Consider the following 13,772-nt stretch of genomic DNA (forward strand, 5'->3'; position numbering starts at 1 on the left):
GCTTGAATATGTAAGGTGGTTAAGTGATTAACCACCTTGTTTTTACAACAATTAATTTCTGCGCTAAAGAAAAGGGCTTATAAATGCACGAAGGTGTGATGAAGGCATGGCTAGAATCTTCTCACTTAAACGGCGGTAACGTTGCTTACGTAGAAGAGCTTTATGAAGCGTACTTAGATGATGCGACTTCTGTGCCAGAAGAATGGCGAGAAGTGTTCGAACAATTACCAAAAGTTGATGGTGTGGATGTTGACGTTAAACATTCAGAAGTTCGTTCACAATTTGCACAGCTTGCTAAAAACAAGCATAGAGAAGTAGTGGTAGCAGAGGGTGGCTCTGGCGATCCTAAACAGGTCAAGGTGCTACAACTTATTAATGCTTTCCGTTTCCGTGGTCACCAAAATGCCAACCTAGATCCATTAGGTATTTGGCAACGCGAACGTGTTCGTGATCTAGAATTAGAGTACCACGATTTATCTGAAGCTGATTTTGACCGTGAATTCAATGTGGGTTCGTTTGCTGTCGGTCGCGAAACCATGCCATTAGGTGAGCTATATCAAGCACTCAAAACGACTTATTGTGGGTCGGTAGGTGCTGAGTATATGCACATCACTTCAACTGAAGAAAAACGTTGGTTACAACAACGTTTAGAATCAGTGCAATCACGTCCAACGTTCTCTAAAGAAGAAAAGCTACGTATCCTTAAAGGATTAACAGCTGCAGATGGCCTTGAAAAATATTTAGGGGCTAAGTTCCCTGGTGCAAAACGTTTCTCACTTGAAGGTGGTGATGCGTTAGTACCAATGCTTAAAGAACTAATTCATCGTGCAGGTGAAAGCGGACAAAAAGAAGCTGTTATTGGTATGGCTCACCGCGGTCGCTTGAACGTACTAGTGAACGTTTTAGGTAAAAACCCATCAGAATTATTCGATGAGTTCGCTGGTAAACACAAAGACACATTAGGCTCAGGTGATGTTAAATATCACATGGGTTATTCATCTGACTTTGCAACTAACGGTGGCAACGTGCACATGGCACTTGCATTTAACCCGTCTCACTTAGAAATCGTTAACCCAGTGGTTATGGGTTCGGTACGTGCTCGTCTAGACCGTCTAGGTGATAAGTCAGGTATTAAAGCATTACCAATTACTATTCACGGTGACTCTGCAATCGCAGGTCAAGGTGTTGTACAAGAAACATTTAACTTATCGCAAACTAATGCATTTAGTTGTGGTGGTAGTATCCGTATCGTTGTAAATAACCAAGTTGGTTTCACAACGTCTAAACAGTCTGATGTACGTTCTACACCATACTGTACTGATATTGCGAAAATGGTTCAGGCACCAATTTTCCACGTTAACTCTGACGATCCTGAAGCGGTTGCATTTGTTACTCAAATCGCACTTGATTTCAGAAACCAGTTTAAACGTGATGTAGTGATTGATTTAGTATGTTATCGCCGTCATGGTCATAACGAAGCGGATGAGCCGAATGCGACTCAACCACTTATGTACCAAAAAATCAAAAAGCATCCAGTACCTCGTCTAATTTACGCAGACCAATTAGTTGCTGAAGGTTCATTCTCAGAAAATGAAGTTAAAGCACTTGCTGATGATTACCGTAACGGTTTAGACAAAGGCAACTGTGTTGTTGAAGAAATTCAACTAGAAACATCACACTCTTCTGATTGGGCTAAGTTTGTTGGTCATGATTGGGATGTTGAGTACGATGCAACAGTATCGGTTGAAAAGTTAAAAGAGCTTGGCGAAAAAGTAGCAAGCTTCCCAGAAAGCCACAAAGCACAGTCGCGCGTTAAGAAAATCTACGACGACCGTAAGCTAATGGCGACAGGTGAAAAACCACTTGATTGGGGTATGGCTGAAACACTTGCTTATGCAACACTTGTTGATGCAGGTACAGATATCCGTTTAACAGGTCAAGATTCAGGCCGTGGTACATTCTTCCACCGTCATGCTGTTGTTCATAACCAAAAAGATGCATCAACATACTTGCCGCTGCAAAATATCAGCGAAAAGCAAGGTGCATTTGAAGTGTATGACTCAGTTCTGTCTGAAGAAGCAGTACTTGCATTTGAATATGGTTACGCAACAGCTGAACCTACGTCACTTGTAATGTGGGAAGCACAATTTGGTGACTTCGCTAACGGTGCACAAGTTGTATTTGACCAATTCTTAAGTTCAGGTGAGCAGAAGTGGGGCCGTTTATGTGGTCTTACATGTTTACTTCCACACGGTTATGAAGGTCAAGGTCCTGAGCATAGCTCGGCACGTTTAGAGCGTTTCTTACAGTTGTGTGCTGATCACAACATGCAAGTATGTGTTCCTTCAACACCTGCGCAAGTTTATGCAATGCTTCGTCGTCAATCTGTACGTCCACTTCGTCGTCCATTGATTGTTATGACGCCTAAGTCGCTACTTCGTCACCCGTTGGCAACATCTTCACTTGAAGAGTTATCTGAAGGTGTGTTCCACAATATGATCGATGAAATCGATGATATTGCTGCAGATAAAGTAGAACGCGTTGTATTCTGTAGCGGTAAAGTTTACTACGAGCTACTACAAGAGCGTCGTAAGCAAGAATTAAATAACATTGCTATTGTTCGTGTAGAACAATTATATCCATTCCCACACGCTGAGATGGATACAATCATGCAGCGTTACCAACACGTTAAAGATTTTGTTTGGTGTCAAGAAGAGCCACAAAACCAAGGTGCATGGTATTGTTCTCAACACCACTTTGTTGATGCAATCCCAGCCGGTGCTAAATTAACTTACGCAGGTCGTAAAGCATCAGCATCACCAGCGTGTGGTTACATGTCAGTGCATAATAAAGAACAACAAGCGCTCGTTGCAGATGCGCTTACTATTGAAAAGAAAGGATAAGCAATGAGCACAGAAATTAAAGTTCCTGTACTTCCTGAGTCGGTTGCTGATGCTACTGTTGCAACATGGCACGTAAGTGTTGGCGACAAAGTAAGCCGCGACCAAAACTTAGTAGATATCGAAACAGATAAAGTTGTTTTAGAAGTTGTTGCACCAAATGACGGTGTAATCACTGAAATTTCACAAGAAGAAGGTGCAACGGTACTTGGCGAACAAGTAATTGCATTACTTGGTGATGCAGATGCTGCACCAGCAAGTGACGAATCAGCACCAGCTAAATCAGAAGACGCGCCAGCGGCGCAATCAGCACCAGCATCAGAAGGTAAAGAAGTGGACATTAAAGTACCTGTACTTCCAGAATCAGTCGCAGACGCGACAATTGCTACTTGGCACGTTCAACCAGGTGAAGCGGTAACTCGCGACCAAAACCTTGTTGACATCGAAACTGATAAAGTTGTTCTTGAAGTTGTTGCTCAAGAAGACGGTATCATGGGTGAGCACATTCACGCTGAAGGCGAAACAGTACTTGGTGAGCAAGTAATTGGTACAGTTAAAGCGGGTGCAGCACCGGCAGCAGCAGCTCCTAAAGCTGAAGCAGCACCAGCAAGCGAATCAAATGACAGCTCTGACGTATTAACGCCGTCAGTTCGTCGTTTAATCGCTGAGAAAGGCCTTGATGCATCAAAAATTAAAGGTACTGGCAAAAATGGCCGTGTAACTAAAGAAGATGTTGATACATTCTTAAAAGCACCGGCAGCAGCTCCTAAAGCAGAAGCAGCAGCGCCAGCAGCACCTATGGGTGACCGTACACAAAAACGTGTTCCTATGACTCGTTTACGTAAAACAATCGCTAATCGTCTTCTTGAAGCGAAAAACTCAACTGCAATGTTAACGACTTTCAACGAAGTTAACATGAAGCCAATCATGGACCTTCGTAAGCAGTACCAAGAAGTATTCGAAAAGCGTCACGGTATCCGTTTAGGCTTCATGTCTTTCTACGTGAAAGCAGTTACTGAAGCACTTAAGCGTTTCCCTGAAGTAAATGCGTCTATCGACGGTGATGATATTGTTTATCACAACTACTTCGACATCAGCATCGCGGTTTCTACACCACGTGGTCTTGTTACTCCAGTTCTTAAAGACTGTGACAAGCTATCAGTTGCTGAAATCGAAAAAGGTATCCGTGAGCTAGCGCTTAAAGGTCGTGACGGTAAATTATCAATTGATGACATGACAGGTGGTAACTTCACTATCACTAACGGTGGTGTATTCGGTTCATTACTATCTACACCAATCATCAACTTACCACAGTCTTCAATCTTAGGTATGCACAAAATCCAAGAGCGTCCTATGGCTGTAAATGGTAAAGTTGAAATCTTACCAATGATGTACTTAGCGTTATCTTATGATCACCGCCAAATCGATGGTAAAGAATCAGTAGGTTTCTTAGTAACAATTAAAGAGTTACTTGAAGATCCGACTCGTTTACTACTAGATGTTTAATCTGGTTGTATGAAAACTAAGCTGTGAACCTCGTTCACAGCTTTTTTTTTGCGCCTTTGGTCTAACTGGGGTTTTCATGTGGAGCCTTGGGATTTATACTAAGTGCGCAATTTGGGATAGCTGTTTATTTTGCATAAATATTCAGCTCTTTTAGTATAAAAAATTGGATAAAGCATCATGAATTTGCATGAGTATCAGGCAAAACAACTTTTTGCCGAATATGGTTTACCAGTTTCTCAAGGTTTCGCTTGCGATACACCTGAAGAAGCTGCAGCAGCTGCTGAGAAAATCGGCGGTGATATGTGGGTTGTTAAAACACAGGTTCACGCAGGTGGCCGTGGTAAAGCTGGCGGTGTTAAGCTAGTTAAAACAACTGACGAAGTTAAAGAGTTCGCTGCGAACTGGTTAGGTAAAAACTTAGTTACTTACCAAACAGACGAAAATGGTCAGCCAGTATCAAAAATTCTTGTTGAAAGCTGCACTGACATCGCTAACGAATTATACCTTGGCGCTGTAGTAGATCGTGCTTCTCGTAAAGTTGTTTTCATGGCATCTACTGAAGGTGGTGTTGAAATCGAGCAAGTTGCAGAAGAAACTCCAGAACTAATTCACAAAGCTGAGATCGATCCACTAGTTGGTCCTCAAGCTTACCAAGCTCGTGAGTTAGGCTTCAAACTAGGTTTAAACCCTACTCAAATGAAACAGTTCGTTAAGATCTTCATGGGTCTTGCTAACATGTTCAACGACTTCGATTTCGCTCTATTAGAAATCAACCCTCTAGTAATCACAGACGAAGGTAACCTTCACTGTCTAGACGGTAAAATCGGTGTAGATGGTAACGCGCTTTACCGTCAACCTAAAATCCGTGAAATGCACGATCCTTCACAAGAAGATGCGCGTGAAGCTCACGCTGCAAGCTTCGAGCTTAACTACGTTGCACTAGACGGTAACGTTGGTTGTATGGTTAACGGTGCAGGCCTAGCAATGGGTACTATGGACATCGTAAACCTACACGGTGGCAAGCCAGCTAACTTCCTAGATGTTGGTGGCGGTGCAACTAAAGAGCGTGTATCTGAAGCATTCAAGATCATCTTATCTGACGACAACGTTAAAGCTGTTTTAGTTAACATCTTTGGTGGTATCGTACGTTGTGACATGATCGCAGAAGGTATCATCGGCGCAGTTAAAGAAGTAGGTGTTAACGTTCCTGTAGTAGTACGTTTAGAAGGTACTAACGCTGAACTTGGTCGTGAAGTACTAGCTAGTTCTGACCTTAACATCATCGCTGCTGAATCACTAACAGACGCAGCTGAAAAAGTTGTTGCTGCTGCGGAGGGCAAATAATGTCTGTATTAATCAATAAAGATACAAAAGTTATCTGTCAAGGTTTCACAGGTGGCCAAGGTACTTTCCACTCTGAGCAAGCGCTTGAGTACGGTACACAAATGGTTGGTGGTGTAAGCCCAGGTAAAGGCGGTCAAACGCACCTTGGTCTTCCAGTATTCAACACAGTACGTGACGCTGTTGAAGCAACTGGCGCAACTGCATCAGTTATCTACGTACCAGCACCTTTCTGTAAAGATGCAATCTTAGAAGCTATCGATGCTGGCATCGAGCTAATCGTTTGTATCACTGAAGGTATCCCAACACTAGACATGGTTGACGTTAAAGTTAAGCTTGATGAAACTGGTGTTCGTATGATCGGTCCTAACTGCCCAGGTGTTATCACTCCGGGTGAAACTAAGATCGGTATCATGCCTGGTCACATCCACAAGCCTGGTAAAGTAGGTATCGTATCACGTTCTGGTACTCTTACTTACGAAGCGGTTAAGCAAACTACTGACGCTGGTTTCGGCCAATCAACATGTGTTGGTATCGGTGGTGACCCAATCCCTGGCACTAACTTCATCGACGTTTTAGAAATGTTCGAAAAAGACGAGCAAACTGAAGCTATTGTTATGATCGGTGAAATCGGTGGTACTGCAGAAGAAGAAGCTGCAGAATACATCAAGCACAACGTGACTAAACCAGTTGTTTCTTACATTGCGGGTGTTACTGCACCTCCAGGTAAGCGTATGGGTCACGCTGGTGCAATCATCGCAGGCGGTAAAGGTACTGCTGATGAGAAATTTGCTGCATTAGAAGCTGCTGGCGTAAAAACTGTACGTTCATTAGCTGATATCGGTAATGCACTTAAAGAGAAAACAGGCTGGTAATCAGTTCTAATCTCTTAAAAAAGGCTCGCTTATGCGGGCCTTTTTTGTATCTATCACATCCTTCTACCCGACAAGAAAATTCCAACCACAAATTAAGAATAATAATGCTTTATTTGTGAATATAAATTCTCTACACTTGTGGCTTGTATATCTGTTTTCATTAAAACACTCGACTTTAATAAGGTAAATATTACGTGCGTACCACAGAATTGGTAGATGGATTTCGCCAGTCAACCCCATACGTTAATGCTCACCGCGGTAAAACATTCGTTGTTATGCTTGGCGGAGAGGCGATCGATCAGTCTGGTTGTCGCAGCATCATCAACGATGTCGCGTTATTAACTAGTCTTGGTATTAAGATTGTTTTAGTGTTTGGTGCTCGCCCACAGTTTAACGCAGCGCTTGAACAAGTTGGCATAACTAGTCAGTTTCATAATGAGATACGTGTAACTGATAACGCAACATTTGATGTAATTAAAAAAGTTGCGGGTGCAATGCAGTTCGATATAACCGCGCGTTTATCTACGTCTTTAAGTAGCACCCCAATGTCTGGCTCATTTTTAAATGTGGTGAGTGGTAATTTTGTTATTGCTCAGCCTTTAGGTGTTGATGAAGGTGTTGATTATCATCATTCAGGTAGAGTGAGACGTATCGATGTTGCGGGTATTCGCCACCAGTTAGATAACAACGGAATTGTTCTGCTTGGGCCAATAGCGGCGTCTGTTACAGGTGAAAGCTTTAACTTAACTGCTGAAGAAATTGCTACGCAAGTAGCTCTCAAACTACGCGCCGATAAAATGCTTGGCTTTTGTAAAGAAGCCGGTATTTTGGATGAAAATGGTGAGGCGATTGCAGAGCTAATGCCAAATGAAGCTGAGCAGCTACTAGTAAACTATCGCAAGCAACCTGACTCATGTGTAAGCGCAACCGTATTCTTACAAGCTGCAATTGATGCTTGTCGAGGTGGCGTACATCGTTGCCATCTTGTTAGTTACAAAGAAGATGGCGCCTTATTACAAGAGCTGTTCTCTTTAGATGGTATTGGTACACAAATCGCACCACAAAGCTCTGAGCAATTACGAAGTGCAAGTATTGCTGATATTACCGGAATCATTAACCTTATAAGACCCCTTGAACAGCAAGGTTATTTGGTGCGCCGTTCTCGTGAACAGCTAGAAATCGAAATTGAACAATTTACGGTTATTGAGCGTGATGGTCTTATTATAGCGTGTGCGGCTTTGTATCCGTTTGCAGATGAACAAGTGGGGGAGTTTGCAAGTTTGGCTGTTCACCCTCAGTACCGAGATGCCGATCGCGGCAGTTATCTACTAAGGTTTATTATTAATAAGGCTAAACGTGCGGGTTATTCGCATTTATTTGCACTCACTACACGCAGCATTCACTGGTTTTTAGAGCAAAGCTTTGAATTAGTGACAGTTGATGAACTACCTGCGAAGAAAAAAGCGCTTTATAACCATGAACGCCGCTCTAAAGTATTGCGGCTAGATTTAACTAAGCTAGGTAATAAGAGGTGACGCATGCGTCACCTCTTATATACCCAAACATCCTCAGGGTGCGAGTTTCAGCATCTTGAGGGGGCTTGGGTATACTCTTAATATTGATAGTTAATGTGCTGATAAAAACGCACGCGTAAATCTTGGCGAGTTGGATTAAATGCCAGCTCGTCAGTAACTTCATTTATCGCACTTTGCACTTGATTCATAAACTTACCATAACCAATGTCATGCTTGTCTTTATCGGCTGCGGCAATCACAAAATGTAGTGAATCTACAAGTTGATCTGCATCCCAATACTGTTGTAATTGCACCTGCTCAGAGCTGCAATCAAAGGTTAGCTTTTGCAGTTCGCTGTTACTTTGTGCGTTATCAATATTGCTATTACGAACAATAGGGCGGGTACCGTTAGCGATGAAAGCGCCGAGTGTTAATCCGCGTTTATCACATGCTCGTTTGAATGCATCAAAGATGTATTGATAAAACTGCGTGTAATTCTCTTCATTCAACATATGCTGAAATTGCGTTTTAATGGCGCGAGTTACTGGAATCGAAAACCCAGCGTATGTCATCTCACTGTGTTCATTTGGTAAATGACATTGGCGAGACTGGTAACGTGGATATAAGCTACGTAATTTATAGCCATAGCTTTCTTTGTGACCTTTCGCTTTAGCAAATAAATCATAAGTTAGATGTTGGTGGTCACGAATTTTAAGAGGTGGTTGGCCGCTTAGTAGTTTTTCTTGTAGTGAATTGATCACTCTTTGCACGTTATGATGAAAACTAGCCGCATGAGCGCGAATATCTTCACCGGTCGCTAAGAATAATAAACGAATTTTTTTGCATTTTTGCTCACCATCAGCAAATACATTATGTGCTTCATGGTATTGTGGGTTATAGAAAAACAAAATTTGCTTAGCGGTTTCTAAGCTATATGCCTCATCATGGTAACGTACCACTGGCAGTTTATCGTTGGCGATTAGGTGTACATTATGTAATTCATACTCATCACATAGTGCAAATAACTCCCTTGCAAGACGCTTATAAGCACAGCTCACATTGGTGAACTGGGCAAAAAACTCATCAGTAGGTTTAAATTCAACTAACACATACTGGTTTGCACGTGCTGAGCTTGGAATATAGACTCGATGTTGATTGAGCGAAGCCATCTTTTTTCCTTATTGGTAGTGAAACTGACGGCACTATATCGCTAGTCAATGATCATTTTATTGCGTTAGAACAATTTTTTTACCGATTTTGTCGAGTCTGTGAACTATGTATTCAACAATCGACGTAATATCTTCAATAAACATGATGCAACCACTGTATGTTAGGGTTTGTTTTTGTAATAATGCATTAGTTTTGTCACCATGCAATATTCAGAGGATTATGCTCCTATGGCGGAAATTGAGAATCGCCCAAGTAACTTTATTAGAACGCGTATCGACGAAGATCTAGCAAGCGGTAAGCATGCGACTACACACACGCGTTTTCCACCTGAACCAAACGGTTTTTTACACATTGGTCATGCAAAGTCTATTTGTTTGAATTTTGGTATCGCCCAAGATTATCAAGGTCTTTGTAACTTACGTTTTGATGATACGAATCCAGAAAAAGAAGACATCAACTACGTAAATTCGATTAAAGAAGATGTGCAGTGGTTAGGTTTCCAGTGGGATGGTGAAATTAAGTATTCATCTAACTATTTCGATGCCTTATACGGCTATGCTGTTGAGCTTATCGAAAAAGGCCTAGCGTATGTGTGTTTCTTATCGCCAGATCAAGCACGTGAATACCGTGGTACTTTAAAAGAGCCAGGTAAAAATAGCCCATACCGTGATACGCCAGTTGAAGAAAACTTAGCGCTATTTGAAAAAATGCGTAATGGTGAATTCAAAGAAGGTGAGTGTGTACTGCGTGCTAAAATCGATATGGCAAGCTCATTCATGGTACTGCGTGATCCAATTTTATACCGCGTACGTTTTGCTCATCACCACCAAACAGGTGACAAGTGGTGCATTTACCCAATGTACGACTTCACACACTGTATTTCAGATGCGCTAGAAGGTATTACACATTCATTATGTACGCTTGAGTTCCAAGATAACCGTCGCTTATACGATTGGGTATTAGATAACATCAGCCTTGAGTGTCATCCTCAACAAATCGAGTTCTCACGATTAAATCTTGAGTACACCATTATGTCTAAACGTAAATTAAACGACTTAGTAGTAAATGGTCATGTTGAAGGCTGGGACGATCCACGTATGCCAACAATTGCGGGTCTACGTCGTCGTGGTTATACACCTGCATCAGTGCGTGAGTTCTGTTCTCGTATCGGTATCACTAAACAAGAAAACATGGTTGAAATGGGCATGCTAGAAGCTTGTATCCGTGAAGACCTAAATGAACATGCACCTCGTGCAATGGCTGTTCTTGATCCTGTGAAGATTGTTATCGAAAACTATGACGCAGATAAAGTAGAGACGTTATCTGTTGCTAATCACCCGAATAAAGAAGAGATGGGTCGCCGTGACGTACCTTTCACTCGTGAACTTTATATCGAGCGTGAAGACTTCCGTGAAGAAGCAAACAACAAGTTTAAGCGTTTAGTTCTTGATAAAGAAGTACGTTTACGTGGTGCTTATGTCATTAAAGCTGAGCGCGTTGAAAAAGACGAAAACGGCGAAATTACGACTATCTTCTGCTCTTACGATCCTGAAACTTTGGGTAAAAACCCAAGTGATGGCCGTAAGGTTAAAGGTGTAATTCATTGGGTATCAGCGAGTGAATCTATCACAGCTGAAGTTCGTTTATACGACCGTTTGTTTAACGTGCCAAACCCAGCGGCAGCAGAAGACTTTAACGCAACACTAAACCCTGAATCACTTGTGGTTCTTGAAAATGCGAAAGTTGAGCCATCACTTGCAAATGCACAAGCAGAGCAGGGCTTCCAGTTTGAGCGTACAGGTTACTTCTGTCGTGATAGCAAAGCAGGAACATTAGTATTCAATCAAACTGTGGGTCTTCGTGATTCATGGGCGAAGATTGAACAAAAGGGCTGATAGCTAATCTATTTAGTTTCTATGCTTAATAAAAAACCCTTTCACTTTAAAAGTGAAAGGGTTTTTTTATAACTATTAAAAGCGATTAGAAATAACCGCGAATACCCAAGCTGAAGTTACGACCAGGTAGTGGTGCTTTTTCTTTAATGAATGAGCTGTGTACGAAACCAAGTTCATCGGTTAAGTTGTCAACATTAATATAAAGCTGTGTATCAACAGGACCTAAGTCAAGTTGGTAGTTAGCTGATGCATCAAACAGGGTATAACCATCAGTTTTTGTCTCGTAAGCAGTAATGTCAGACTGCTCAAAATAATGAGTACCGGTTAGGCTAAACTTCCAATCAGAAACTGTGTACTGTAATTCAGAACCCAGTTTATTAGCCGGAATACGCGGTAAGTAACCTTCATCATCTTTTAGCTTAGCCGTTGTTGAATCACCAAACACTTTAACTAGCGCACTTGGCGTCACTTGATAATGTACGTCAAATTCAATACCGTATAATTTCGCATCTTTACTTGTGAATTGGTAAACCGCCATTGCATCTTCATCTGCATCAGCTGCTGATTCTAAGCCATGCTCTTCGTCGAAAACTAAACCGGTATTTTGCTGGTAGTAGTAGTTTTCAATGTCGTTATAGAAGAAGTTAACTGTGTAACCAAAGTCACCAATAAAACGGCGGAAACTTAAATCAAAGTTCGTTGCAGTTTCTTGCTCGATATCTTCTGGCTCAAAATGAATTTCGCCATCTTCAATATGATAACCAAGGCCTAGCTCGTAAGTACCTGTTGAGATATGAATACCGTTTGAAAGTAATTCAGCACTCAGCGGCGCACGTTCTGAACGAGATACACTTAAAGCAACACTTTGGCCTTCTTGATATTGCCAAATTGCACCTGCAGATAAGCTTAGGTTTGTGAAATCTTCACTGTAGTTAATGATTTCAGCTTCTTCTTCGTCATGGTGCTCTTCTTCCTCTTCATGATCGTGATGATGCTCAGCCATGCTTACAGCAGAATCGATTTGATAATCTTCAAGGCGTGCACCTAGCTCAATGGTCACATCACCAAACTGGCGCTCTTCAAGAACGAATAACGCGTTTGTTTTAGTGACACTTGCTGGCGTAAAGGCTTCTTCACCATCTGCATCATAGTCAGACTCAGTGTAGTGGTAACCAGCCATACCGTGCCAAAGGCCTAACTTGTGCTCAACGGTTGCACGTGCTTCGGTTGTTTTGTTTGTAAACACCGTGCCCACTGCACCATCTTCAATTTCAGCGTGTTTGTAGTCTGTGTAGCCAACGCGTAGTGAGATATTTTCAATCCAGTTATCATGAAGTGCATAGCTCATGTAACCTTGCCAGCGGTCTTGCTCTAGCTGTGCAAATACTGATTCTTCGTGCTCTTCTTCACCTTCATGTTCATCATGATCTTCCTCTTCTTCTTCATGATGATGATGCTCATGAGCAGGAATACCGTAATCTGTTTCGATGCGGCCGAATGACACACCTAGCGTTAGATGATCGCCCACGTAACTAGTACCAAAGTTAACTGTTTGGCTATCGATAAAGGTGTTTTCTACGCTGTTAGCTGTTTCGTGTTCTTCATGCTCTTCACCTTCATGTTCCTCGTGCTCTTCATGTTCTTCAGGGAGCTCAAAGTTTGGCGTGTCATAATCGTGACCTTTGCGCTTTGTACCATCAAAATGGAAGTTGAAACCATCATTACCGGTTTCAAGTTTTGCAGCATAGGTGTTGGTATTTGATACTGTATCGTGTGTGTATTGTGCAGCACCGGTTAAAGACTCGATGTTATCGGTAGGAATACGGTTATCAACAACGTTCACCACACCACCGATAGCGCCAGAGCCATAAAGTAGGGTAGCAGGGCCGCGAAGTACTTCGATTTGCTCTGCTGCTAGGCTATCATTTGATGTTGCGTGGTCAGGGCCAATACGTGATGCATCACTGCTATCAAGGCCATTTTGGGTGATCTTTACACGCGGACCATCTAAACCACGAATAATTGGACTTGATGAAACTGGGCCAAAGTAGCTTGCATTAACGCCTGGTAAACCTTTTAGTGTTTCGCCTAATGTCGGTTTTGCTTTATCTTTTAACTCATCACCGGCTAAAACATTCACTGGCGAAATCATTTCAAGACTATTTTTATGAAGTGCTGATGCATAAACAACAACAGTTTCAACTGATGTTGGTGTAAGCGTAACCACAACATTTTGGTCTTCGCCATTAATAGCAACACGCTTATCGATGAAATTGTTTTTACTGATGTGAAGCTGACCTTTACTGTCTACATCAATTCTAAACTGACCTTGTTTGTCAGTGACAACGCTTTGTGATTTGCCGTGTACATGTATTTCAGCATTGCTGATAGGTTTTTGGTTTTTATCTAATACTTGACCTGTGATCACAGCAGCCATTGTTGATTGAGAAAACAGCGCAGCGGCAACAGCACTAGAAAGAATTGAAACTTGTTTCATCATTACTACTTCTAAGTTTGTTGTTGAGTGTGGTGATATAATATAACACCGCAATTTTTTTACTGCAATAACGT

The 13,772-nt window shown here is 41.9% G+C and carries 8 protein-coding genes; 6 read left to right on the plus strand and 2 right to left on the minus strand.

Annotated elements, in window-relative coordinates:
* Nucleotides 1-83 precede the first annotated feature (83 nt).
* From WA256_RS12120 to argA, 5 genes are all read left to right on the plus strand, one after another.
* The gene (locus WA256_RS12120; RefSeq protein WP_063529502.1) at nt 84-2,903 is read left to right on the plus strand and encodes a 2-oxoglutarate dehydrogenase E1 component; all 2,820 of its coding nucleotides are present in this window, start codon (nt 84-86) and stop codon (nt 2,901-2,903) included.
* 3 nt (nt 2,904-2,906) lie between these two features.
* Nucleotides 2,907-4,406: a 2-oxoglutarate dehydrogenase complex dihydrolipoyllysine-residue succinyltransferase gene (odhB, locus tag WA256_RS12125; protein ID WP_130166315.1), complete on the plus strand. Its 1,500-nt coding sequence runs from the start codon at nt 2,907-2,909 to the stop codon at nt 4,404-4,406.
* Nucleotides 4,407-4,583: 177 nt separating this feature from the next.
* Nucleotides 4,584-5,750 carry an ADP-forming succinate--CoA ligase subunit beta gene (sucC, locus tag WA256_RS12130; RefSeq protein ID WP_054561566.1) on the plus strand — a complete coding sequence of 389 codons (1,167 nt, stop codon included), beginning with the start codon at nt 4,584-4,586 and terminating at the stop codon, nt 5,748-5,750.
* Entirely contained in the window at nt 5,750-6,622 is an 873-nt protein-coding gene (gene sucD / locus WA256_RS12135; RefSeq protein ID WP_054561565.1) for a succinate--CoA ligase subunit alpha, read from the plus strand. The genes sucC and sucD overlap by 1 nt, the downstream gene beginning before the upstream one ends.
* Before the next feature lie 194 nt (nt 6,623-6,816).
* Complete coding sequence (gene argA / locus WA256_RS12140) at nt 6,817-8,157, plus strand: amino-acid N-acetyltransferase (RefSeq protein ID WP_335991771.1); 1,341 nt, start codon at nt 6,817-6,819, stop codon at nt 8,155-8,157.
* Nucleotides 8,158-8,234: 77 nt separating this feature from the next.
* Here argA and WA256_RS12145 read toward each other — a convergent pair whose 3' ends face one another.
* On the minus strand, nt 8,235-9,305 hold the full coding sequence (locus tag WA256_RS12145; protein ID WP_054561563.1) for a DUF3083 family protein: 1,071 nt from the start codon (nt 9,303-9,305) through the stop codon (nt 8,235-8,237).
* A 228-nt stretch (nt 9,306-9,533) separates the two neighbouring features.
* Here WA256_RS12145 and glnS point away from each other — a divergent pair, with 228 nt between their 5' ends.
* On the plus strand, nt 9,534-11,201 hold the full coding sequence (gene glnS, locus WA256_RS12150; RefSeq protein WP_335991774.1) for a glutamine--tRNA ligase: 1,668 nt from the start codon (nt 9,534-9,536) through the stop codon (nt 11,199-11,201).
* 85 nt (nt 11,202-11,286) lie between these two features.
* Here glnS and WA256_RS12155 read toward each other — a convergent pair whose 3' ends face one another.
* Nucleotides 11,287-13,698 carry a TonB-dependent receptor gene (locus tag WA256_RS12155; RefSeq protein WP_335991811.1) on the minus strand — a complete coding sequence of 804 codons (2,412 nt, stop codon included), beginning with the start codon at nt 13,696-13,698 and terminating at the stop codon, nt 11,287-11,289.
* Between the last annotated feature and the right edge of the window lie 74 nt (nt 13,699-13,772).

Source organism: Pseudoalteromonas sp. CH_XMU1449-3, assembly GCF_037027245.1.
Classification (GTDB): Bacteria; Pseudomonadota; Gammaproteobacteria; order Enterobacterales; family Alteromonadaceae; genus Pseudoalteromonas; species Pseudoalteromonas shioyasakiensis.

What these genes read in the sequence shown, in the direction of transcription:
- WA256_RS12120 (WP_063529502.1), top strand. Translation starts at nt 84, where the DNA reads ATGCACGAAGGTGTGATGAAGGCATGGCTAGAATCTTCTCACTTAAAC.
- WA256_RS12155 (WP_335991811.1), bottom strand. Translation starts at nt 13,698, where the DNA reads ATGAAACAAGTTTCAATTCTTTCTAGTGCTGTTGCCGCTGCGCTGTTT.
- glnS (WP_335991774.1), top strand. Translation starts at nt 9,534, where the DNA reads ATGGCGGAAATTGAGAATCGCCCAAGTAACTTTATTAGAACGCGTATC.
- odhB (WP_130166315.1), top strand. Translation starts at nt 2,907, where the DNA reads ATGAGCACAGAAATTAAAGTTCCTGTACTTCCTGAGTCGGTTGCTGAT.
- sucC (WP_054561566.1), top strand. Translation starts at nt 4,584, where the DNA reads ATGAATTTGCATGAGTATCAGGCAAAACAACTTTTTGCCGAATATGGT.
- WA256_RS12145 (WP_054561563.1), bottom strand. Translation starts at nt 9,305, where the DNA reads ATGGCTTCGCTCAATCAACATCGAGTCTATATTCCAAGCTCAGCACGT.
- sucD (WP_054561565.1), top strand. Translation starts at nt 5,750, where the DNA reads ATGTCTGTATTAATCAATAAAGATACAAAAGTTATCTGTCAAGGTTTC.